Source organism: Marinobacter iranensis, from assembly GCF_029207565.1.
Classification (GTDB): domain Bacteria; phylum Pseudomonadota; class Gammaproteobacteria; order Pseudomonadales; family Oleiphilaceae; genus Marinobacter; species Marinobacter iranensis.
Genome location: NZ_JANCMW010000002.1, coordinates 656,129 through 679,160, shown reverse-complemented (window position 1 = coordinate 679,160; position 23,032 = coordinate 656,129). Strand labels below are relative to the sequence as shown.

17 protein-coding genes are annotated in these 23,032 nt (G+C 59.3%); 10 read left to right on the top strand and 7 right to left on the bottom strand.

What is annotated here, in order from left to right:
* Positions 1-3: 3 nt before the first annotated feature.
* Positions 4-1,602 carry an urea ABC transporter permease subunit UrtB gene (gene urtB / locus NLU14_RS06335; protein WP_275705341.1) on the bottom strand — a complete coding sequence of 533 codons (1,599 nt, stop codon included), beginning with the start codon at positions 1,600-1,602 and terminating at the stop codon, positions 4-6.
* A 100-nt stretch (positions 1,603-1,702) separates the two neighbouring features.
* Entirely contained in the window at positions 1,703-3,010 is a 1,308-nt protein-coding gene (urtA, locus tag NLU14_RS06330) for an urea ABC transporter substrate-binding protein (protein WP_275705339.1), read from the bottom strand.
* Positions 3,011-3,361: 351 nt separating this feature from the next.
* Here urtA and atzF point away from each other — a divergent pair, with 351 nt between their 5' ends.
* The 4 genes from atzF (at position 3,362) to NLU14_RS06310 (ending at position 10,686) form a co-directional block, all read left to right on the top strand.
* Positions 3,362-5,194, top strand: coding sequence for an allophanate hydrolase (atzF, locus tag NLU14_RS06325; protein ID WP_275705338.1), 1,833 nt, complete (start codon positions 3,362-3,364; stop codon positions 5,192-5,194).
* 14 nt (positions 5,195-5,208) lie between these two features.
* Complete coding sequence (gene uca, locus NLU14_RS06320) at positions 5,209-8,853, top strand: urea carboxylase (RefSeq protein WP_275705337.1); 3,645 nt, start codon at positions 5,209-5,211, stop codon at positions 8,851-8,853.
* A gap of 428 nt (positions 8,854-9,281) precedes the next feature.
* Positions 9,282-9,998 carry a GntR family transcriptional regulator gene (locus NLU14_RS06315; RefSeq protein ID WP_275705335.1) on the top strand — a complete coding sequence of 239 codons (717 nt, stop codon included), beginning with the start codon at positions 9,282-9,284 and terminating at the stop codon, positions 9,996-9,998.
* Positions 9,999-10,416: 418 nt separating this feature from the next.
* Positions 10,417-10,686 (top strand): ComEA family DNA-binding protein, encoded by a 270-nt coding sequence (locus NLU14_RS06310; protein ID WP_420845036.1) that lies wholly within the window; start codon positions 10,417-10,419, stop codon positions 10,684-10,686.
* Positions 10,687-10,755: 69 nt separating this feature from the next.
* On the opposite strand, the gene NLU14_RS06305 is transcribed toward NLU14_RS06310, so the two are convergent.
* Positions 10,756-12,720, bottom strand: coding sequence for a methyl-accepting chemotaxis protein (locus NLU14_RS06305; protein WP_275705334.1), 1,965 nt, complete (start codon positions 12,718-12,720; stop codon positions 10,756-10,758).
* Between the two features lie 515 nt (positions 12,721-13,235).
* Between NLU14_RS06305 and NLU14_RS23090 the strand changes: the two genes are divergently transcribed.
* The 6 genes from NLU14_RS23090 (at position 13,236) to NLU14_RS06280 (ending at position 17,640) form a co-directional block, all read left to right on the top strand.
* Positions 13,236-13,313, top strand: coding sequence for a hypothetical protein (locus tag NLU14_RS23090; RefSeq protein WP_420845041.1), 78 nt, complete (start codon positions 13,236-13,238; stop codon positions 13,311-13,313).
* Complete coding sequence (locus NLU14_RS06300; protein WP_275705333.1) at positions 13,285-13,728, top strand: asparaginase domain-containing protein; 444 nt, start codon at positions 13,285-13,287, stop codon at positions 13,726-13,728. The genes NLU14_RS23090 and NLU14_RS06300 overlap by 29 nt, the downstream gene beginning before the upstream one ends.
* Positions 13,729-13,851: 123 nt before the next feature.
* Positions 13,852-14,631 (top strand): (Fe-S)-binding protein, encoded by a 780-nt coding sequence (locus NLU14_RS06295; RefSeq protein ID WP_275705332.1) that lies wholly within the window; start codon positions 13,852-13,854, stop codon positions 14,629-14,631.
* On the top strand, positions 14,628-16,067 hold the full coding sequence (locus NLU14_RS06290; RefSeq protein ID WP_275705331.1) for a LutB/LldF family L-lactate oxidation iron-sulfur protein: 1,440 nt from the start codon (positions 14,628-14,630) through the stop codon (positions 16,065-16,067). Before NLU14_RS06295 ends, NLU14_RS06290 begins: the two co-directional genes overlap by 4 nt.
* Positions 16,064-16,723, top strand: coding sequence for a LutC/YkgG family protein (locus NLU14_RS06285; RefSeq protein WP_275705330.1), 660 nt, complete (start codon positions 16,064-16,066; stop codon positions 16,721-16,723). The genes NLU14_RS06290 and NLU14_RS06285 overlap by 4 nt, the downstream gene beginning before the upstream one ends.
* Positions 16,720-17,640: a DMT family transporter gene (locus tag NLU14_RS06280; RefSeq protein WP_275705329.1), complete on the top strand. Its 921-nt coding sequence runs from the start codon at positions 16,720-16,722 to the stop codon at positions 17,638-17,640. The genes NLU14_RS06285 and NLU14_RS06280 overlap by 4 nt, the downstream gene beginning before the upstream one ends.
* A gap of 9 nt (positions 17,641-17,649) precedes the next feature.
* Here the strand turns inward: NLU14_RS06280 and gloA are convergent, their stop codons facing one another.
* From gloA to NLU14_RS06260, 4 genes are all read right to left on the bottom strand, one after another.
* Positions 17,650-18,207 carry a lactoylglutathione lyase gene (gloA, locus tag NLU14_RS06275; protein ID WP_275705328.1) on the bottom strand — a complete coding sequence of 186 codons (558 nt, stop codon included), beginning with the start codon at positions 18,205-18,207 and terminating at the stop codon, positions 17,650-17,652.
* Between the two features lie 77 nt (positions 18,208-18,284).
* Entirely contained in the window at positions 18,285-19,334 is a 1,050-nt protein-coding gene (locus NLU14_RS06270) for an alkane 1-monooxygenase (RefSeq protein ID WP_420845040.1), read from the bottom strand.
* Positions 19,335-19,523: 189 nt separating this feature from the next.
* Positions 19,524-20,891, bottom strand: a complete 1,368-nt coding sequence (locus tag NLU14_RS06265) for a sigma-54-dependent transcriptional regulator (protein WP_275705326.1) — start codon at positions 20,889-20,891, stop codon at positions 19,524-19,526.
* Positions 20,888-22,966 (bottom strand): sensor histidine kinase, encoded by a 2,079-nt coding sequence (locus tag NLU14_RS06260; protein ID WP_275705325.1) that lies wholly within the window; start codon positions 22,964-22,966, stop codon positions 20,888-20,890. Before NLU14_RS06260 ends, NLU14_RS06265 begins: the two co-directional genes overlap by 4 nt.
* Positions 22,967-23,032 lie beyond the last annotated feature (66 nt).

The window sequence follows — 23,032 nt, the reverse complement described above, 5'->3', positions numbered from 1 at the left end:
AGATCAACCCTCCGCTGCACGGCCCTTTTGCGGGAAGAGTCCGCGCGGGCGTTTCTGGATGAACAGGATAATGAAGACCAGCACGATGATCTTCGCGAGTACGGCACCGGCCCAGGGTTCAAGCAACTGGTTGATGGTGCCCAGCGACAGCCCGGCAATGAGCGTGCCCCACAGGTTGCCCACGCCACCAAACACCACCACCATGAAGGAGTCGATGATGTAGTTCTGGCCCAGGTTGGGGCCCACGTTGGTGAGCTGGGAAAGCGCCACACCGGCCAGGCCGGCAACGCCGGAGCCGAGGGCGAAGGTCATGATGTCCACCCGCGTGGCGCGGATGCCCATGGAGCGGGCCATGTTGCGGTTCTGGGTGACAGCGCGCACTTCCAGGCCGAGACGGGTTCTGCGCATGATCATCATCAGCGCGGCGAAGACGATCAGCGCGAAGGCCAGTACGTACAGGCGATTGAGCGTCAGCGACAGGGCGTCGTTGATCACCAGCGAGCCACTCATCCACTCCGGCGTGACCACGGTGCGGTTCTGGGGCGAGATCACGGTGCGCACCAGTTGCTGCAGGATGAGGCTGATGCCGAAGGTGGCCAGCAGGGTTTCCAAAGGGCGACCCTTGAGGAACTGGATGACGCTGCGCTCGATGATGATGCCGGCGGTGGCGGCCACCAGGAAGCCGGCGGGAATCGAGAGAATCAGCGCCAGGCCGGGCTGGCCTGGCAGCAGTTGCTGCATGCCCCAGGTGGTATAGGCGCCCAGCATGATCAGTTCGCCGTGGGCCATGTTGATCACGCCCATCACACCAAAAGTGATGGCCAGGCCGATGGCGGCCAGTACCAGAACCGAGCCGAGGCTGAGGCCGAAATACAGGGTCTCTGCGGCGCGGTTGAGTTTGAGTTTCTGTTCGATGGTGCCCAGCGCCTGCTGGGCCTTTGTGGCCAGTGCCGGGTCATCGCCCCGGACAGCGTCGTTCAGGGCGGCGCGGGCACGGGGGTGCAGGCTGCCGGCCAGTACGTCGACGCCCTCCAGGTTGCCCTCGCCCACCCGGTAAATGGCCAGGGCTTCTTCAATGCGGTTGCGCACGCGGGCGCTCTCTTCCAGTTCCAGCCGCGCTTCCAGCGGCTCGACCAGCGAGGCGTTCACTTTGCCCATCATGTCCTGTGCGGAAGCTTCACGCACGTCCGGGTCTGTGGCGCTCAGGTCCAGCATGGCAAGTATGCCCTCAAGCTGGCCCCGTATGGCGTTGTTGATGGCGACCCTGTCCAGCTCGCGGCGGGACATGTCGCCCATGTTCTCTCCGGTCAGCGGGTTGGCGATTTCCCAGTCCCGGCCCCGGTTGTTCAAAACGACAACAACCTGGCCGGTGTTTTTTACCCGGCTCAGGCGGTTATTTCCGTAGGCTTCGAGCCAGCCCCGAGCTCTTGGATCACCGCTGCTGACGATGGCGTTAATGGCCTCTTCCACGTTGCTGGCTGGCGCTTCGGCAAGGTCGATCAGCAGTTGCCTGCCAGGATCGTCTTCCTGTGCGGCTGCGGGGAGCGACAACACGGAAACCAGGGCAATAAGCAGCAATGTGAGCGATCGAATGATGCTCATGAGTGTGTCCTGTCTGTTGAAAGCGGGTTGCGGGGCGAGAACCGGGGGCAGCATGGCCACCCCCGGGGTCTGCCTGTATTGCTATGTCTAGTGCTATGCCTTACTCAGCCGCAGCCGCCATTTGCCCGGCGGAAGCACCGCAACTGCCGGTTTTGGTGTTGAAGGTTCCGCAGAACAGCGGCTTGCGCCAGTCGGCGACCATGTCCCGTGAACCGGGCAGGTAGTCAGACCAGGCATCGCCAGCCACGGTGGACGGAGTTTCCCAGACCACGGAGAACTGGCCGTTGTCCTGGATTTCGCCAATCAGCACCGGCTTGGTGATGTGGTGGTTGGGCATCATGGCGGCGTAGCCACCGGTGAGGTTGGGCACGGTTACACCGATGATGGCGTCTTTAACCGCGTCCACGTCCGTAGTGCCGGCTTTCTTGACCGCTTCGATGTACATGTTGAAGCCGATGTAGTGGGCTTCCATCGGGTCGTTGGTGACGGCTTCGTCGTTACCGGTGTGCTCGATCCACTGGTCGATGAAGTCGTAGTTGGCATCGCTGTCCACGCTCATGAAGTAGTTCCAGGCAGCCAGGTGGCCAACCAGCGGGCCGGTGTCGATACCGGAGAGCTCCTGTTCACCCACAGAGAAGGCGACAACCGGAATGTCAGAGGCAGAGATGCCCTGGTTGCCCAGCTCGCGATAGAAAGGCACGTTGGCGTCGCCGTTGATGGTGGAGACCACCGCAGTCTTCTTGCCGGCGGAGCCGAAACGCTTTATGTCAGACACAATGTTCTGCCAGTCGGAGTGCCCGAACGGCGTGTAGTTGATCATGATGTCTTCCTTGGCCACGCCCTGGTCCATCAGGTAGGTCTCAAGGATTTTGTTGGTGGTGCGCGGGTAGACGTAGTCGGTACCGGCCAGTACCCAGCGCTCCACACCGATGTTGTTCATCAGGTAGTTCACTGCGGGAATCGCCTGCTGGTTGGGCGCGGCGCCGGTGTAGAAGACGTTCTCGGAAGACTCCTCACCTTCGTACTGGACCGGGTAGAACAGCAGGCCGTTCAGCTCTTCCACTACCGGCAGTACCGATTTACGGGACACCGAGGTCCAGTTGCCGAAGATGACGTCGACTTTTTCCTGGGCCAGCAGTTCACGGGCCTTTTCAGCAAACAGCGGCCAGTTGGAGGCAGGGTCAACCACCACCGCTTCCAGTTGGCGGCCCAGAACACCACCTTCGGCGTTCTGCTTTTCGATGAGCATTTCAACGGTGTCTTTCAGGACCGTTTCACTGATGGCCATGGTGCCGGAAAGGGAGTGAAGGATACCGACCTTGATCGGGTCTTCGGCGGCCATTGCATTAAGGGAGACAGAGAGGGCCAGCGCTGAGAGGCCAAGTTTCACGTGTTTTCTAATAGTCATGTTGTGCGTCCTTTTTTACGGGTTGGTTCGTGCCATTCGCTTTGGATAAACGCTCTGCTCCCACTGCATCTGTCGTTCCAGCTTTCACCAATACCAATACAAAACAGTGACTTATCTAGTATACAAGCTGGCAACCGACGCCTTTCCCATACCCTGAAGCCTGAAAATCTCCCGTTTCCTGGCCTTTTTCTGGTGCGCCCGCACATCGATGGTGCGCCCTGAAAATGTCCTCTTTCTGGGCAAAAATTTCTATCTAGCTGTTTTTATTGCGTATTTTTTAATTGCTCCCGAATGGCACGGGCGTTGCCATTACTCATGTATACAAGTTGATAACGCACATGAGGAAAGGCGATGCCCGCAACACTCGGATGGACCATTGAGGACTGGCGGAAGGCTTACCAGTCGGGCATTACGCCCGATGAACTGATTGGTGAACTGGTAGCCAGCCTGGATGCAACGGACAACGCATGGATTGCACTGTTAAGTGGCAGCGGCCTTCAAACTGCCCTTTCCGAGTTGGCAGCCACCCTTGATAAAGTGGAAGGCGATATCGCACGCCTGCCGCTTTACGGCGTTCCGTTCGCCGCCAAGGACAACATCGACGCCATCGGGTTCGATACCACCGCCGCCTGCCCGGCCTTCGCCTACACGCCAACCGCTGATGCCACGGTGATTGCCCGGCTCAAGGCCGCCGGCGCGGTGCTGGTTGGCAAGACCAACCTGGATCAATTTGCGACCGGCCTGGTGGGCACCCGCTCGCCTTATGGTGCGGTTGCCAACGCGTTTGACCCGGCCATTATCAGCGGCGGCTCCAGTTCCGGCTCGGCCTCCGTGGTCGCCCGGGGCCTGGTGCCCTTTGCCCTGGGTACGGACACCGCCGGCTCCGGCCGTGTGCCCGCAGGGCTTAACAACCTGGTGGGCCTGAAACCCACGAAAGGACGCTTCAGCATCCATGGCATTGTGCCCGCCTGCCGGTCCCTGGACTGTGTGTCCATCCTGTCCCTGAGCCTGAACGACGCCGGCACCGTGGCGGGAGTGATGGCGGGCCATGATCCGGACGACGCGTTTTCCCGGTCGCAACCAAAGGCGCTGCCCATGGACGCACCGGCAATCCGTCGGCCCGGCCCCATCCGGCGGCTGGGCATTCCCCGGCAGGCGCAGTTCTTCGGCGATCAACAGGCGGAAGCTGCCTGGAACACCCTCCTGACCGAGTGGCGCAAGCAAGCGGTGGAACTGGTGCCCGTGGACTTCGGCCCACTGCTGGAACTGGCCGCCCTGCTCTACGACGGGCCCTGGATTGCCGAACGCCATGCCGCCATAGAGCCCTTTATGGCCAGCCACGGCAACGACATGAACGAGGTGGTGCGGGGTATCATCGGCAATACCGCAAACTTCAGCGCTAGCGATACCTTCAAGGCCCAGTACCGTAAGGAAGAACTGCTGAAACAGATCGACGGCCTGCTGGCAGAGGTAGACGCCCTGCTGGTGCCCACAGCCCCGACGGCGCCGGCCATCGAGGCGGTCAATGCCGACCCGGTAACCCTCAACAGCCAGCTCGGCACCTACACCAATTTCGTGAACCTGGCGGACTTCAGCGCGCTGGCAACACCGGCCGGCTTCCGGGGCGACGGCCTGCCTTTCGGCGTGACGTTGATCAGCGGCGCCTGGAAAGACGCGGAATTACAGGCCCTGGCCGCGCAGTGGCTGAATGCTCATCCCACCCCCTTGGGGGCAACCGATCGCCCCCGCCGGGAAGAAACCGTGGTTCACGGTTCGGCGGTACCAACGGTAAAGGTCGCCGTGGTCGGTGCGCACCTGTCCGGCATGCCCCTGAATACCCAACTGGTGGAGCGCCACGCCACCTTGCTGGAGCAGACCACCACCTCCCCCAACTACCGGCTTTATGCCCTGCCCAACACCGCGCCGCCCAAGCCAGGCCTGAAACGGGTGGACGCAGGCGGCGAGGACATCATTGTGGAAGTCTGGGAGATGGCCGCTTCCGAGTTTGGCTCGTTTGTGGACCTGATTCCCGCGCCCCTGGGCATCGGCAATGTGGAGCTGGCCGATGGCCGCTGGGTCAACGGCTTTATCTGCGAAGGCTACGGCTTTGATGGCGCCCGTGACGTGACCGGGTTTGGTGGCTGGCGAGCCTATATCACCGCCCTCAAGACCGCCCAGGCATAAGGAGTTTGCAGACCATGTTCCGCAAAGTACTGATCGCCAACCGTGGCGAAATCGCCGTTCGAACCCTTCGCACTCTCAAGGCCATGGGCGTGGCCAGCGTGGCGGTGCATTCCCATGAAGACCGCCACAGCCTGCATGTGACTACGGCGGACGAGGCGGTGGCCCTGACCGGGAACGGAGCCAGCGAAACATACCTGGACAAGTCGCAGATACTCGCCGCGGCCAAAAAGACCGGTGCCCAAGCCATCATCCCCGGCTATGGTTTTTTATCGGAAAATGCCGACTTCGCGGAAACCTGCGAGGCCGAAGGCATCGCGTTCATCGGCCCCACCCCCACCCAGATGCGCGAGTTCGGCCTGAAACACCGGGCGCGGGAACTGGCGGAAGCCGCCGGCGTGCCCCTGGCCCCGGGCAGTGGCCTGTTGGATAGCCTGGGCGAAGCAGTAACCGTCGCCGACAGGCTGGGCTACCCGGTGATGCTGAAAAGCACCGCCGGTGGTGGCGGCATCGGGCTCACCCGCTGCAACAGCGAAGCCGAACTGCGGGGCGCCTTTGAAACCGTGCGCCGCCAGGGCCAGAGCTTTTTTAATGACAGTGGCGTGTTCCTGGAGCGCTTCATCGCCCGCGCCCGCCATGTGGAGGTGCAGATATTCGGGGATGGCGAAGGCAACGTGGTTGCCCTGGGCGAGCGGGACTGTTCCCTGCAGCGCCGCAACCAGAAAGTGGTGGAGGAAACCCCGGCCCCGAACCTGCCGGCCGCCACCCGCCAGAAGATGCTGGATGCGGCCGTGTCTCTCAGCCAGTCAGTGAACTACCGTTCCGCCGGCACCGTGGAATACATCTACGACTCCGACCGGGACGAGTTCTATTTCCTGGAAGTGAATACCCGCTTACAGGTTGAGCACCCGGTCACGGAGTCTGTCACCGGCCTAGACCTGATCGAGTGGATGCTGAAGATCGCCGCGGGCGAAAGCCCGGATCTGGCCAGTTTTGAGCCGGAGCTGAACGGCGCCTCCATGGAAGTGCGCATCTACGCCGAAGACCCGCTGAAGGACTTCCAGCCCTCCCCCGGTGAACTGACCGATGTGCACTGGCTGGAAGACGGCGTGCGAATCGATACCTGGGTGGAGAACGGCAGCGAGGTGTCCGCCCACTACGACCCGATGATTGCCAAGCTGATCGTGCACGGCAAAGACCGCGCCGAGGCCCTGGCCAAACTCAAAACCGCCCTGGCCGAAACCCGGCTGATGGGCATTGCAACCAACCTGGATTACCTGCGCCAGGTGGTGGCCCAGCAGAGCTTTGCGGATGGCATTGTCTCCACCCGCGCGCTGGAGAGCTTCGAGTTCAAACCCTCGGTGGCCGAGGTCGTGAAACCCGGCACCTACACCACCGTGCAGGATTACCCCGGCCGCGTGGGTTACTGGAACATCGGCGTGCCGCCCAGTGGCCCGATGGACGACTACGCCTTCCGTATTGCCAACCGTATTGTGGGCAACCATCACGAGGCGGCGGGCCTGGAAGCCACGTTGATCGGCCCCAGCCTGAAGTTCCACAAGGACTCGGTGGTGGCCCTGACCGGTGCGCTGACCGAAGCAACGCTGGACAACAGGCCGGTCGAGTTCTGGAAACCCATTACCGTGAAAGCCGGCCAGGTTCTGGCGGTGGGCAAGGCTATCAAGGGCTGCCGCACCTACCTGGCGGTTCGCGGCGGGTTCGATGTTCCTGTCTATCTGGGCAGCCGCTCCACCTTCGCCCTCGGCCAGTTCGGCGGCCACGGCGGGCGGGCGCTACGGCCAGGGGACATGCTCGGCCTCAGCCAGATCGCCCTGCCCGCCTGCACCACAACAGCGCCAACTCACGACCCGGCCCCGGCGGACCCGGACCTGATTCCCGAGCTCTCTCCAGACAATCGGGGCCACTGGGAAATCGGCGTGCTCTACGGCCCCCACGGCGCCCCGGATTTCTTCACCGAAAAGTCCATCGAGACATTCCTCGAGCAGGACTGGGAAGTGCACTACAACTCCAACCGCCTGGGCATCCGCCTGAATGGCCCCAAACCGGAATTCACCCGCGAAGACGGCGGCGAGGCGGGCCTGCACCCTTCCAACATCCACGACTGCGAATACGCCATCGGCTCCATCAACTTCACCGGCGACATGCCCGTGATACTGACCAGAGACGGCCCCAGCCTGGGCGGCTTCGTGTGCCCGGTAACCATCGCGAAGGCGGAGCTGTGGAAAGTCGGCCAGGTAAAGCCCGGTGATACCATTCGCTTCGTCGCCATTGATAACGACACCGCCGTAAAACTCTCCGAACGCCAGGAGCTGGCGATCAAGAGCCTGATGGCGCCGCCGATGCCGGAGCTGGTGGCACCCGATTTGGCGCCACTCAATGGCCTGTCGGCCACCATCCTCGCCCACCTGGAGGAAACCGACGGCCGCCCGGAAGTCACCTACCGCCAGGCCGGCGACCAGCACATCCTGCTGGAATACGGCCCCAACGTGATGGACCTGGGCGTACGCATGCGCATTCACGCCCTGATGGAAGCCATCGCCGACGTGCAACCCAACGGACTGCTGGAACTGTCCCCAGGCGTGCGCTCCCTGCAGCTACGATACGACGCCCGTATCCTGCCGCAAGAAGCATTGATGACCTACCTGCTGGATCTGGAAGGCACCTTGCCGCCCACCGACGAACTGAAAGTCCGCAGCCGCGTCATCCATCTGCCCATGGCCTTCGAAGACAGTGCCACCCTCGAAGCTGTCGACAAATACCGCCAGTCCGTCCGCGACACCGCACCGTGGCTGCCCAACAACGTCGACTTCATGCAACGCATCAACGGCCTGCCCAGCCGGGAGAATGTGCGAGATGTGCTGTTCTCGGCAAGATACCTTGTCCTGGGCCTGGGCGATGTCTACCTCGGCGCCCCCTGTGCGGTGCCGCTGGACCCAAGGCATCGTTTGCTGACGTCCAAATACAACCCGGCCAGAACCTACACCGCCGAAGGCACCGTAGGCATCGGCGGCGTGTACATGTGCATCTACGGCATGGGCTCCCCCGGCGGTTACCAGCTCGTCGGCCGCACCCTGCCGATCTGGAACAAATACCTGAAAAACCCCCAGTTCGCCGAAGACGCCCCCTGGCTGCTGCGGTTCTTCGACCAGGTGTGCTACTACCCGGTATCCGAAGCCGAACTGGACGACATGAGAGACCAGTTCCGCGCCGGCCAGCTGGAAGTAAAAATCGAAGAAGAAACCTTCGACCTCAAATCCCATCAGGCCTTTCTGGATGCCAACGCCGAATCCATCGCCGAGTTCCGTGAATGGCAACAAGCGGCCTACGCCAAGGAAGTCGCCCTGTGGAAAGACAGTGAAGCCGAAGAGCTGGATAAACTGGCCAAGGCCCCGCCGAAGGCGGATGCCTCCAGCCTGGAGAAATTCGGCGAACTGGTCAGCGCGGAGATCGCCGGCAATATCTGGAAGTGCCTGGTGAAACCGGGTGATACAGTGGCCGAGGGTGATCCATTGGTGATTGTGGAGGCCATGAAAATGGAGTTCGAAATAAACGCGACGCTTGCTGGGCAGATCAGCGCCCTGCATGTTGAGCCCGGTATAGCCGTTACTCCCGGTGAGCCTTTATTGAGTATTAAAGTCTGACTTGGGAGTTTGATGGTTTACTGCACTGCTCGCTTATTGGGTGGTGGGTCGATGGGGGAAGGGGTGTACCAGACACGCCGTGAACCCATCCATGGGGGCTTGAGCGCAGCATCCCTGCTGCGCACAGTCTGGTACACCCCTTCCCCCACCGACCGGCCAACGAATGGTGCATGCAACGTTGAAAACAGAAATTGCAGCGCTTCTCTAAGGGCCAGCTAAAAGCGTGAGGCCTGAACACTTGCAGGCACCGGGAGTCGGGGCCGGATGTTGGGAGGGGCTATTCAAAAGTGTGCGCAGCAGGGATGCTGCGCTCAAGTCCCCATGGATGGGTTCACGACGTCTTTTGAATAGCCCCTCCCAACAGCCGGCCCCAGCGCCCATGCACCACACCAAGAGGCCACCCGCAAATAGAGGGATAAAGGGAAAAAATGGCAACAAACACCAAAAGAAAAGAGTCCATGGCAGACAGGGTTTACGAAGCCCTGAAGGACGACATCTTTGAGTTTCGGCTGATCCCCGGTGACAAATTCAGCGAGGGCGATGTCGGAACACGCCTGAATGCCAGCCGAACCCCCGTGCGGGAAGCCCTGTATCGACTGCAACGGGAAGGCTTCGTCGAAGTGCTGTTCCGCAGCGGTTGGCAGGTGAAGCCCTTCGACTTCCAACAGGTCGAAGAACTCTACGACCTGCGCATCACCCTCGAACGGGCCGCGATGCACAAGATCTGTCAGTTACAGGAAATGCCACAGACCGTCAGAACCCTCACCGCCATCTGGAACCCCGACCACCCCTCCGAACGGGCCGTCGGCAGCACCGTGCGGGCGCTGGACGAAAGCTTCCACTGCGACCTGGTAGGTGCCGCCGGCAACCGCGAGATGACCCGAATTCACCGGGAAATCACCGACCGCCTGCGAATCATCCGCCGGCTGGACTTTACCCGCGATGACCGGATTGATGCCACCTACCGGGAACACGCCGAAATACTCGAGGCCATCCGGGCCGGCCATGCAGTGGATGCAGCGGACCGGTTAACACGCCATATCCGCATCAGCCAGAAGGCCGTGCGTGAAATCACCATGGAAAAGATCCGCGAAGCGGCAGAAGCCCATCAATCCTGGTCAAGGAATAGCCAGGAATCCCCGTAAAAACTTGAACTTAGGTTCATTTTTGGCAAATCGGACCAGATTACAAATCTGTAAGAGATATCGCACAGACCACGGAGCGAATGTCCCATTTCTTGAGAACGACTCCCATGTAGAATAGTCAGCGTCAGGGATGAGAAGCCGGCACGGAAAGCAGGCTCAGGGAAGATAACTCCAGGGATCAGGAGTTGCCCAGGGAACAGGGCGTACAGGGATGATACACAGGGACGACGCGTACAGGATGTTCGCAGCCTGAAGGATCAGGCATGGGGTCAGCCACGGACTCAGGAATACACGGAATGTGTTCCTGTCCGTGCACTTCCCCATCTTACCGTTCCATTCGTCTACTCCTGCCAGCTCCGCCGCTTTTACGTCCTGACGAATAATCAGAAACGTAAATTCATTCTCAGGAGCAATATCAATGAAACGCACCCCTTTTTTGGCCACGATGGTCCTTCTGTTCAGCCTGTTCGCCGGTTTCGCCCACGCTGAACCCGCTGTCATCAACATCAACACCGCCGACATCGAAACCCTGGCCAGCCTCAACGGCATCGGACAGAGCAAGGCCGAAGCCATCGTGGCTTATCGCGATGCCAATGGTCCTTTCGAGTCCAGCAACGACTTGACCAACGTCAAGGGCATTGGCGAGCGCACGGTTGCCAAGAACGCCGAAAGAATGGTGGCCAAGTAACCGAAGAGAAAGGGCGGCCCTCAGCCGCTCTCTCTTAGTGGTGATTTTCAAACAATCAGGCTGTGCAACTCAGGTTTTGAACCGAGATACCAACTGGGTCAGGCTAAGGTTGAGTTCTGCCTGGTTCGTGCAAAGCTCATCAACGTTCTTCGAAGTACCTGTAACCTCGTTGGCTGAATCATTGATAGCAACGATGTTGCGATTAATGTCTTCGGTGACAGAGTGCTGTTCTTCTGCAGCGCTGGCCGTTTGGGTGGACACATCACGGATACGCTCCACAGCCTTTTCTATACGTTGGAACGCTTCCAGGGCCTCGCTGGACAGGGCAACCGCTGAGGACGATTCCTGAACGCTCAGGGTCATCGCTGAAGAAACCTTTTGGGTACGACTAATAAGATTGCCCAATATCTGGTTAACCTCCTCTGTCGATGCTTGTGTGCGTTTCGCCAGGTTCCGGACCTCATCGGCCACGACTGCAAAACCACGTCCTTGATCACCTGCCCGCGCAGCTTCAATTGCTGCGTTCAGGGCGAGCAGGTTGGTTTGTTCCGCAATATCCTGAATCGTGGACAGGATGCCATTAATGTTACCGGTCTCTTTTTCCAGTTCTGTGATCACCTCGCTGGACTCGCTGATTCTCTTGCCAAGCGTCTCGACGCTATCAGCATTTCGGTTTATCACCTCTTTACCGGACAGCGTAGCCTCCAGGCCATCATCTGAGAGTGAAGCGGTATCAACACAGTTAGTTGCAACTTCGTTAGCTGATGCAGCCATCTGAGTCACAGCGGTTACGATCTGCTCAATGGCAGCCAACTGCCGTGACGCACTCTCAGAAAGTTCTACAGATTCAGAGTTAGTCCTGGTCGATACGTTCTCCATGTTTTCAGCGGTCGACTTGATGTCGTGAATCATCTGTCGCGTTGATTCAATGAAGCGATTGAACCACTCAGCCAGTTCACCAACCTCATCTTTGGAGTCGACCTGAATGCGGGTTGTTAAATCGCCTTCCCCTTCGGCAATGGTTTTCAGGTTGTCTTTGACGAGATTAATGGGTGTGATAATCCGGTTGGCAATGTAAATGCCCAGAATACCGAAGACTACAACCAGAATCGAGCTGATGATGGCCGTGGTCTGCCCAACGTCTACTGCGCCTTCAAGGATCTCCCTTGTCTGTTTGAAACCGATAAACTTCCAGCCCAATTCTGGCGACTCACGCACGTTAGCCATATAGTCGACACCATCAATGGTTACGTCGATAACACCGGCCTCGGTTTCCGATATTGTCGAGAAATAATCGGCCTCCATATCCTTCAGCGCTTTAAAGTTGTTGTCAGGGTTACCACCATCAACCAGAACTTTGCCGTTCCCCTGAACGATCATGAGGTAACCGGTTTCGCCCAGTTCGATTTCCTTGACCATATCCGTGAGCGATTTGAGAGATACATCGAGCGCGACCACACCCTCAAACTGACCGGCGCTGTTCTTGAAAGCTTTCAGTACCGAAACATAGACAGCATCATCTGGCTCCCAGTAATAGCCGTCTCGGCGCACGAGTTCGAAATTGCCGTCTTTAGCCATATCAAACCAGGGTCTTTCACGTGCATCCCAGTCGCCATACTCCGCCGTCCCCGGCCATTCCAGATAACCCCCGTGTTTGTCGCCCATATAAACGTATCCGAGCATGGGATTGTTTTCGCCGATACTGCTGAACAGGTTGAAGATCGCTTCCTCTCGCCCACCCTGTTGTCGGGCGACAATACTGGGTTTGCGTGGCTCTCCGAAGTAAGTTGATATATCGCCAGCCTTGGCGTTGGTGACCATAGGCTCGTCCGCCAGGAACGACACCTGATAACCCATAACGTCGAAAAAATTACGGAACGAATTATCTACGATGGCAATGTTTGCAGAAGTGGTTCTGATAAAATCAGTTTCAGCCTGCTCAATCGCATTTCGAACTGTCAGTGATGAGATGATCAGCACAGGCAGGAGAGTGGTTACCAATAGAGCGGTTACTAACTTCGCTTTTAGCTTCATGTCCTACCTATCAAACGAATACGCTACTTAGTCCGTGGGACCCGACACGAGAACACTTTGCTCGGGCTCGGCCAGCCTTGCCATGCTTCCCGGCTAAAAAACAACCAACCTGGACGTCTCGAAAAATCGACAGGCTAACTAAAATGATCGGCTTGGCTTCTACAAACTTTAACCGTCTTTTTTCAGGGCCTGAGGCTCGTATAGCTAATGCCGTGCCTATAGCTAATGCCGTGCCCGAAAAAGAGACTCATCCGGCGCCATGTCGTTGCGCACAGCGTCGCGAATGCTTTCGTCGATCTGTTTGCTGTTCAGGTCATGCAAACCGCAATTGGCGAGCGCCCTCCGGACCATGACACTTTGCCCGAGGTATTCGTAGAGCACGCGGGCGCAACACGGCATTCGTTCGCTGTTGTCTGATACCCCGATTTTCAGCCCGGTTAGCCGGGTAACCCGGTTACGAAAACTGGGGAAGAGTCCGCCGTATTGCCCGGGTTGCGGAGTTCCTGGTTCCGATCATGGCTGGCAGCTATCTGCTGATCACGGCGGCCGTACTTGCCCTGAATATTGAGCACATTCCGGATTCTTCATGCTGATGCTCTGGACAATATCATCACCTCGCTGATTCTGGCGTCCTCGTCGGAGGTCGCGGAAGTATGCCTGTACTTCCGCGGCAACCTGCTCAGGGGCAACCGGGCGCGAAAACTGAAAACCAGTGAACTGGATGCATTTGAGTCCCCGAACGCGCCCCTGCTTGGCCGGGGTGGCATCGACCTGCAACTACGCCACGACCTTTTGCTCCCGCCCGGAAAGCCCGATTTTCAGGTGCCCACGTTTGATCCCGGGGCAGTGGTAGTCCTCACTCTGTACCCGGGCATCTCAACCGCGCTTGTTGAGGCAGCCCTGGCACTACCAGAGTTGAAGGGGCTGATTATCCACACATTTGGTGCTGGCCACAGGCTACTCCGGCAGGTCGCTCCGCGATCAGCTCCAGTAACCTATGAGAGGTGACTCCAGCCCTCTGTCGCCGGGAGGCCGTTACTGACTTTGTGCCCCTAAAGTCGGCTGGCAACACCAGCTCCGGCGCCCTATTATTGATTGTCACAGACAACAATAACCTCAAGCGGTCGCACTATGGTTGATCCCATCAAGGTTTACCCGGCGAAACCTTCCAAAGTCTATTTCTACGGCACCTGTCTGGTGGACATGTTCTACCCGGACGCAGGCATGGCCGGCATCCAGTTGCTGGAACGGGAAGGCATTGAAGTGATCTACCCCGAGGACCAGACCTGCTGCGGCCAGCCCGCCTACACCTCCGGCTACCATGACGAAGCCCGCGCCGTTGCCCGCGCCCAACTTGGGCTGTTCCCGGAAGACTGGCCTATCGTAGTGCCCTCCGGTTCCTGTGGCGGCATGATGCGCAAGCACTACCCCGCGCTGTTCAAAGACACCGCCGATGATGTGAAAGCCGCCGAAATTGCGGGGCGGATATGGGAGCTGACAGACTTCCTGGTGAACGTTTGCCACATCAAACTGGAAGACCTGGGTGAACCCACCACCGTGGCCATGCACACCTCCTGCTCTGCCCGCCGGGAAATGGGTGTGGCGGAAGTCGGCCCGAAACTGCTGGGGCAACTGAAGAACGTGAACCTGGTGGAACAGGTGCGGGCCGAGGAATGCTGCGGCTTTGGCGGCACCTTCGCGGTGCGCCACCCGGAGATTTCCGGGGCCATGGTGAGTGAAAAAGTGGACACACTGGTGAACACCGGCGCCAGGGAATTCGTCACCACCGATTGCGGCTGCCTGATGAACATTGCCGGTTATGCCGAGAAAAACCAGAAGCCGGTGACTGGCCAGCACATTCTGAGTTTCCTCTGGGAACGCACCAACGGCGATGGGGGCAAACACTCATGAGCGAAACAACACATCACTCAGCCCACCACATCGATGTAAAGGAGTTCCACCCACGCGCCCGGGCGGCCATCCACAACCCACAGATTCGCCAGAACTTCCGCAAGGCGATGGACGGACTGATGACCAAGCGCAAGTCCGCATTCGAGGGCTGGGACCTGGAAACCCTGCGGGATCTGGGCGCCAATATCCGCATGCGGGCGCTGGCCAATCTGCCGGACCTGCTGGAACAGCTGGAACAGAAACTGACCGAAAACGGCGTCACCGTACACTGGGCTGCCGATGGCGACGAGGCCTGCGAGATTGTGCGGGACATTTGCCTGGCCCGGGACGCCAAGAGCGTGATCAAGGGCAAGTCCATGGTGTCCGAGGAAATGGAGCTGAACCATTACCTGGAGGATCAGGGCATCGAGGCCCTGGAGTCGGACCTTGGCGAATACATCGTGCAACTGGCCGAGGAAACGCCGTCCCACATCATCATGCCGGCGATCCACAAGAACACAACCGAGATTTCCCAGTTGCTGCACGACAAGACCGGCACCGACCTGTCCAACGATGTGGAGTACCTGACCGCCAATGCCCGCCTGCAACTGAGGGAAAAGTTCCGCAATGCGGATGTGGGGATCTCGGGTGTGAACTTTGCCGTTGCCGAAACCGGCACCCTCTGCCTGGTGGAAAACGAAGGCAACGGGCGCATGACCACTACCGTGCCTCCGTGCCATATCGCGGTGACTGGCATCGAGAAGGTGGTGCCCAAACTGGAAGACGTAACCGCCCTGCTGGCGTTGCTGACCCGCTCCGCCACCGGCCAGCACATCACCACCTATTTCAATATGATTTCCGGCCCCCGCAAAGCCGATGAGCTGGACGGGCCGGAAGAGGTTCACCTTGTGCTGGTGGACAATGGCCGCTCCACCATCTACCAGGACGATGAACTGCTGGACACCCTGCGCTGCATCCGCTGTGGCGCCTGCATGAACCATTGCCCGGTCTACACCCGTGTTGGTGGCCATGCCTACGGCACCACCTATCCCGGCCCTATCGGTAAGATCCTGATGCCCCACATGGTGGGCCTGGACGAAGGACGGCACCTGCCCACGGCTTCAAGCCTGTGCGGTGCCTGTGGCGAGGTCTGCCCGGTGAAAATACCCATTCCAGACCTGCTGGTGCGCCTGCGCCAGGAGGCCGTGGACGGTGACAAACTGCACCCGGCCAAGGTTCGCGGCCATGGCGCCAAGCGCGGCACAGTGGAAGCCATGATCTGGAAAGGCTGGAGCTGGATGCATGCCCGCCCCGGCCTGTACCGGTTGGGCACCGCCTTGGGCGCACGCTTCCGCAAGCTGCAACCGGGCAAGCTCGGTGGTTGGACGCAATACCGCACGGCGCCGAAACTGGCCGCCAAAACCCTCCACGAACGGATGAAGGAGCGCAGCCAGTGAGTTCCCGTGATGCCATCCTGCAACGCCTGCGCCACCGCACCGGCGGCGAACTGACTGCTCCGGAATGCGATTTTTCGGTACTCAACCGGCCTGACTGGAGTACGGCTGAAAAGCTCGATATGTTCGAGCGGACCATTGAGTCCGTCCATGGCGAAGTGCATCGCACCACCGAATCCGGCTGGATTGACCGGCTGGCAGAAATCCTGCAAACCCGTGGCGCCCAGACTCTGCTGATCGCCAAAGAACACGAGATCGGCAAGGCGCTGAAAAACGCCACGGAAAATCGTGAAGACCTGCCACAGCTGCTGGTTTACGACGAGGCGATCGACAGCTGGCAGGAAACGCTGTTCAATGATGTGGATGCCGGCATTACCTCCACCCGTGGCGGTATTGCCGAGACCGGGTCGCTGATCCTGTGGCCGTCGGTGGATGAACCGCGGCTGATGAGCCTGGTGCCCCCCATCCATATTGCGGTGCTGAAAGCCAGTGAGCTGTACACCACCTTCCATGATGCCATGCAATCCCAGAACTGGGCCGCTGGCATGCCAACCAATGCGCTGTTAGTCTCCGGTCCTTCGAAGACCGCTGATATTGAGCAGACCCTTGCCTACGGTGTCCACGGTCCCAAGGAACTCATCGTACTGGTTATTGAATGATTCGAGGCGCATTACTGATCGCCCTGGCTGCCCTGCTCTGGGCGACCACGGGTATTGTGGCGAAATTCCTGTTTACCGGCACCGAGCTGCAGGCGGTGACCCTTGGCTTCCTGCGCCTGGTGGTGGCACTGCCGTTTTTCTTCACACTGATGCGCAGGGAGCAGCAGGCGCTAGCCCGCAGCTCCGCACCCTTACCGAAGCTGACCCGCAAGGCACTGGTTCCACTGGTCGCCCTGGGGTTCTTCCAGGCCGTCTATCAGGGCAGTTACCTGTTGGCCGTGGATATGACCGGCGCGGGCATTGCCACGCTGATTGCCCTGTGCCTGGCACCGGTGTTGGTGGCCATCATGGCGGCACCGCTGCTGGGCGAGAAGCCCGGGCTGGTCACCGTACTGGCCCTGGCAGCGGCCATTGCCGGCACCGCCATGCTAGTGGTCAGTGATATGGACAGCGCCGGCCGGCTGCGCCTGGGTGGCATCCTGGTGGCGGTTCTGGCGGCTTTTGTGTACGCCGGTTTCACGCTCACCAGCCGACATACCTCTACAGGCACCCCGGTTTTCACCACGGCGTTTATCTGTTTCTCTACCGCAGCGCTGATCCTGTTGCCCGCGGTGGCGGCTATCGGCGGCTTCAAGGGGTTGCACACTCTGGGAATCGGGCAATGGCTGATGGTGGCTTATATCGGCATTGTGCCAACCTGTCTGGGGTATGTGAGTTTCTTCAGCGGCATGAAAACAACACCGGCGACGCTGTCCAGCATCATCGTGACCCTGGAGCCGTTGTTCGTGGCGTTGCTTGCCTGGATGATCCTGGGGGAGGAACTGGGTGTGATCGGCATCGCCGGCGCGCTGATTCTGACGGCGGCGGTGATTGTGGCATCAAGAAGCAGTGCCGGGAACCGGGCCGACACTGCCTGATACAGCTTATTACGCTTCTTCCGCTTCCCGGCGCTGCTTTTCAAGCATGTTCGGCTGCAGGATTTCGATCCAGTAGCCGTCCGGGTCCTTGATAAACGCCAGGCCTTTCATCTTGCCCTCGTCGGGCTTCTTGACGAAAACCACACCCAGGTTTTCAAGGCGCTCACAGGCGTTGTAGACATCCGGCACGGCAAAGCCGATGTGGCCGAAGCCCTGGGGTTCGTCGTTGCCGTTGTGGTAGCTGAAGTCTTCCTCGTTTTCGGTACCCCAGTTGTGGGTCAGTTCCAGCATGGCTTCGCGGCCAAAGATGAAGGTGGTGCGGTGGCCGTCGTCGTTGGGGACCATGTTGGCCTGGCGGTCATCGAGGTAGGCGAGGAAGTAGAGGGTGAATTTCATTTCCGGGAAGTCGAGTTTTCTGACGAGGCGCATGCCCATTACCCGGGTGTAGAAGTCCAATGAGCGCTCTGGGTCTTTGATGCGCATCATGGTCTGGTTGAAGACGTAGCCTTCGGTTTCGGGGACTGGTGCTTCGTGCAGGCCTGGGGCTTGTTCGAAGTGCTTGGGCATGGGGTGCTCCCTTTTATGCGTTCAGTATTCAGATTTTATACTTGCGTGCGTTAGGGGGATATTTCAAGGGTTGGTTTTTAAACCAACTGGTGTTCTTCTCCTTCGTAATACGCTTCCACTCTCGGGTTCATCACCTTTTTCCACAGCGGCGGGATCATTGCCAGGACGACCATGGCGGCGTAGCCGGCGGGGAGCTGGGGCGCTATCTCGTGGTGGCGGAGAACCTGGTAGCGGCGTTTGGCCCAGGCGTGGTGGTCGCTGTGGCGTTGGAGGTGGAATAGGAAAACGTTGGTGAGGAAGTAGTTGGAGTTCCAGCTGTGTTCCGGGCCGGTGCGTTCGTAGCGGCCGTTTTCGAGTTTGCGGCGGTGGAGGCCATAGTGTTCGAGGTAGTTGACGATTTCCAGCAGGTTGAGGGCGATGAAGCTCTGGCCCAGGAAGAAGGCGGCGCCGAGCCAGCCGAAGGTGATGGTGAAGGCGACAAGTGCCAGGGCGCTTATGCTGTACCACCAGATGAGTTCGTTGCGCCAGTTGAGGGCTTTGTGGCCTTTTTTGTGCAGGCGTTTGGCTTCCAGTTTCCAGGCGTTCATGAAGTTGCGGGTGTAGGCCTGGGGCAGGAAGTTGTAGAGGGACTGGTTGTAGCGTGACGACGAGGCGTCTTCCGGGGTGGAGACGTGCACGTGGTGGCCGCGCAGGTGTTCGACTTTGAAGCCGGCGTAGCAGACCAGTGACAGCAGGAGGCCGCCGGCCCAGGTTTCGAGTTTGCCGTCTTTGTGGATGAGTTCGTGGGCGACGTTGATGCCCAGGCCACCGACGATGCCGATGGAGAAGATCCAGCCGATGCTGCCGGCCACGCTGAACAGGCCGGACGCCAGCACCACCATGCTCCATATCAGCAGCACCGCGAAGGCGGCGACCCAGCCCAGGGTGATGAATTTGTAGAAGACTTCGGTGTTCATGCGGGGCGTGTCCACTTCCTCGTCCGGGTTAAGGGCATCTTTGCCCAGCAGCAGGTCGAGGATGGGGATGATGCCGAACACTACAACGGGAACGCCCCAGGCGAACAGGTTTATCCATCCGGTGGCCTGCCCGGCCGCCAGCAACAGGGGTGGCAGCGCCAGGGGCAGCATGGCGATCAGGTAGCTGTATTTCTTGAGCGTCAGCAGCACCTTCCGGCGTGCGGATTCGGTGCCCAGGGTCAATGGTTTGGTACTCACGGGTCTTCCCTCATTGGCTGTGCATTGGATCTTGGCGATCGCCTGTTGTCGACTGCATTATTGTTCTACAATATTGCAGACGTCAAGTGTAGAGGGATATTTTTAGCCTAAAAATGCTTCCCGTTTGAGGCCGTATTTCTGCATCTTTTCGTTGAGCGTCCGGCGCGGCAGGTCGAGCACCTCCATCACCATTTTGATACTGCCGTTGTGGTGGCTCAACTCGGCGCTGATCAGAGCCTTTTCCACCTGCTCCAGGCGGTCACTGAGCGAGCCCTCCCCGGAAAATGCGGATGAGCGGTTGCTCTGCCCAAGCTGCAGCAGGTCCGATACCGATATGCCGTTGAAGCTGCGGGTCAGCAGGTAGCGTTCGGCGGTGTGTTTAAGCTCGCGGACGTTGCCGGGCCATTGGTGCAGTTCCAGGGCCAGGACGTCCTCGTAGTTGAGTGCGGGCACCTCCAGTTGATTGTTCCTGCCCGCTTCCCGCAGGAAGTGGGCGAACAAGGCCGGTACGTCGTCAATACGGTCCCGCAGGGCCGGCAGGTAGATGTCGGCGACCATCAGCCGGTAATACAGGTCTTCCCGGAAATGCCCTGCCCTGGCGGCTTCCCGCAGGTCTTCCTTGGTTGCTGAGATAATGCGGACGTTGATCGGGATGGGCGCATGGGAGCCAACCCTCACCACTTCGCGTTCCTGCAGCACCCTTAATAACTTGATCTGGAACGACATCGGCATGCTTTCGATTTCATCAAGAAACAGGGTGCCCTCGTGGGCCGCTTCGAAATAGCCAATGCGTCGTTTCTGGGCGCCGGTGAACGCCCCCGCTTCGTGGCCAAACAGTTCACTTTCCAGCAGGCTTTCCGGTATGGCCCCGACATTAATGGCCACAAACGGCTGATCTTTTCGGATACTCAGTGCATGTAGACTTCTCGCCACCAGTTCCTTGCCGGTGCCGGTTTCCCCGGAAATAACCACGTCGGCGTTGACCCGGGCCAGCGCCTGTACATGCTGCCTGAGGGTTTGCGTTGGCGCCGACTCACCAATGATGACAGACGCCAGCCACTCCTCTTCCCTGGCGGTGGCGTGTTGTGGCTGTGTCGCCAGGGTGACCTGACGTTGCTGGCAGGCCCTCTTGATCAACTCCACCAGGCGGTCCTGCTTGTAGGGCTTCTCGATAAAGTCGTAGGCGCCCAGTTTCATGGCTTCCACGGCCTGGGCAATCCCGCCGTGGCCGGTAATCAGGATCACCGGAATACCCGGGTCAATCGCCTGCAGCAGGCTCATGCCGTCCATGCCAGGCATGCGGATATCGCTGACGACAACGCCGCGAAAGTCGCTGGTCAGCATTGGCAAGGCATCGCGGGCATCACTGAAGGTGGTGACGTCGAGGTCCGCCAGCGTCAGCAGTTGTTCCAATGACTCCAGTACGGTGGGTTCATCATCAATCACCACGGCATGGGTTATGTCTTTCATGAATGATTCTCCCTTTTTTCGGCACTGGCGATCGGCAGTATCAAGGAAAAACAGGTGCCTTTCCCAGGACGACTGCTGACGGTCAGTTCCGCGCCTATATCACAGGCCAGGCTGTAGCTGATCGCCAACCCCAAACCGAGCCCTTTTCCCATCGGCTTGGTGGTGAAAAAAGGTTCGAAAACGTGGCTCAACTGCTCATCGCCCATGCCGGGACCGTTGTCTTCAATACTCAGCGAAACTTTCCCGGGCGATGTTTCCAGTTCGATCAGCCGAATATCGATGCGGGCATCGGCCTGGCCGTCGAGCGCGTCCACTGCGTTGGTCAGCAGGTTGACGATGATCTGCTCAAGCACCATCGCGTTGGCCCGAACCTGGTAATCGCAAGGCAATGATTGATGACATTCCACCTGTTCGCTTGCCAGCCTCTGGCCCAGTAACTCCAGAGCATAATGGACCGGCGCCTGCAAAGAGACAAACGCGCTGCCGGTATTACGCTTGCCGGAGAAAATGCGTAGTTGGCGGGAGAGCTTTGAGAGACGTGCCACCAGGCCCTCGATCTTGAGGAAGTTTTCGTTAACCGATTCGATCTTGTTTCGCGCCAACAGCATTTGGCTGCTGGCAACGAAATTCGACAAAGCGGTGATCGGCTGGTTGATTTCATGGGCGATGGCCGCCGACATCCGCCCCAACGCGGCCAGTTTCTGATTCTGCGCCAACTCGGCCTGCGCCTCTTCCAGGTCCCGCGTCCGCTCCTGGACCCGATGTTCCAGCACCCTATTCGCCTCCTGAAGCGCCTGCTGCGCTGCGGTCAATTCCGTGACGTCCTGGACGGTGAGAATAAACTCGTTGTGCTCACCCACACGGATCGGGTTCAGTGTGTACAGGATGGGGAAGCGGTTGCCATCGGAGCTGACACCTTCGGCGCGCGAAGAGCCATTTCCTGCCTCTTCCGGGTGCCATGGCTGAATCAACTCAGAGGGGTCGCTGAAGGTGTCGTCACTGCCAAGCCTGAAGAGTCTTCGAGCGCGTTCGTTCAGGTACAGGGGCCTGAACCGGTCATCCAGGTTCAGCAAACCCACATCGGTATTCTGGATGATGGCCCGCTGGTGCGATTCACGCTCGGCGGTAAGGCGGGCAAGCGCGTTTTGGGCATGGGTACGGCGGCGGCGCTCGCGATAGAACAGGCTGCCCACAGCAAGACCGGCGTAGAGCAAAACAGTCATGCTCTGCTTCCACTGCACCTGGGTTTGTACCTCGGCCAGCGGCATCCGGTGGTGCATTTGCCAAGGGTAACCCGGAATGGACGACCCGAATACCAACTGCGGCCCGTCGGCATTCAGGTCCAACGTGGACCAGTCGTCCGATTGCCATTCGGTTACCCGTTTTAGGGGTGTTATAGGGCCGTTGCCATACTGACGGGTTTCAGCCAGTTCGGACTTCACCTCGTCCGAGAGCGGCTGCAGCGTGGTGTAATGCCACTTGGCACTGGACGCCAGGAATATGATACCTCGCTTGTCGGTGACCCATACCGCGTCACCGGAGGCCTTCCAGCTCTGCTCCAGTTTTCGCAGGTCTATCTTCACCACGATGACGCCCTGCGTCTTTCCAGACTCGGCATAGACCGGCGCCGATAGAAACAGCCCCGGAATGCCAGAGGTAGCCCCAACGGCAAAATAGAAACCGGGAGCACCAGCCAGGGCGTCACGAAAGTACGGACGGAAGCCATAGTTCATGCCCACGAAACTGTCTTCCGTGGTGTAGTTACTGGAGTAGTGGGTTGTGCCATCCGGATCCATCAGGAAAATCTCATCGGACCCCGCTTTGCGATTGATCTGCTCCAGTAGCCTGGAGGTCGGGAAACCGCCAGGCGACGGTGCCTCGCCCTCCTCAAGGGAACCCAGACTGTTGACGATGCGGGGATCGGATGCCAGAACCCGGGGCAGGTACAGGTGACGGTCGATGGTGGCCAGCAGCGAGGTTTTATAGGCGCCCAGACGTTGCAGCGAGTCGGCTTTGGCCTGGTTGATTTCATAGCGCATCAACCACGGATGGGTGAAAAACAGTGCCAGAGCCAACGAAAACAACCCGACAAACAACCAGAACGGCAAAGACCGAAAAGCCGGGTAACGTCGGCGAGACGG

Excerpts from the sequence above, each read along its gene's own strand:
- NLU14_RS06310 (WP_420845036.1), top strand. The coding sequence starts at position 10,417 with ATGAAACGCACCCCTTTTTTGGCCACGATGGTCCTTCTGTTCAGCCTG.
- gloA (WP_275705328.1), bottom strand. The coding sequence starts at position 18,207 with ATGCCCAAGCACTTCGAACAAGCCCCAGGCCTGCACGAAGCACCAGTC.
- NLU14_RS06315 (WP_275705335.1), top strand. The coding sequence starts at position 9,282 with ATGGCAACAAACACCAAAAGAAAAGAGTCCATGGCAGACAGGGTTTAC.
- urtB (WP_275705341.1), bottom strand. The coding sequence starts at position 1,602 with ATGAGCATCATTCGATCGCTCACATTGCTGCTTATTGCCCTGGTTTCC.
- urtA (WP_275705339.1), bottom strand. The coding sequence starts at position 3,010 with ATGACTATTAGAAAACACGTGAAACTTGGCCTCTCAGCGCTGGCCCTC.
- NLU14_RS06290 (WP_275705331.1), top strand. The coding sequence starts at position 14,628 with ATGAGCGAAACAACACATCACTCAGCCCACCACATCGATGTAAAGGAG.
- NLU14_RS23090 (WP_420845041.1), top strand. The coding sequence starts at position 13,236 with ATGGCTGGCAGCTATCTGCTGATCACGGCGGCCGTACTTGCCCTGAAT.
- NLU14_RS06295 (WP_275705332.1), top strand. The coding sequence starts at position 13,852 with ATGGTTGATCCCATCAAGGTTTACCCGGCGAAACCTTCCAAAGTCTAT.
- NLU14_RS06305 (WP_275705334.1), bottom strand. The coding sequence starts at position 12,720 with ATGAAGCTAAAAGCGAAGTTAGTAACCGCTCTATTGGTAACCACTCTC.
- NLU14_RS06270 (WP_420845040.1), bottom strand. The coding sequence starts at position 19,334 with ATGCTGCCCCTGGCGCTGCCACCCCTGTTGCTGGCGGCCGGGCAGGCC.
- atzF (WP_275705338.1), top strand. The coding sequence starts at position 3,362 with ATGCCCGCAACACTCGGATGGACCATTGAGGACTGGCGGAAGGCTTAC.
- NLU14_RS06265 (WP_275705326.1), bottom strand. The coding sequence starts at position 20,891 with ATGAAAGACATAACCCATGCCGTGGTGATTGATGATGAACCCACCGTA.
- uca (WP_275705337.1), top strand. The coding sequence starts at position 5,209 with ATGTTCCGCAAAGTACTGATCGCCAACCGTGGCGAAATCGCCGTTCGA.
- NLU14_RS06280 (WP_275705329.1), top strand. The coding sequence starts at position 16,720 with ATGATTCGAGGCGCATTACTGATCGCCCTGGCTGCCCTGCTCTGGGCG.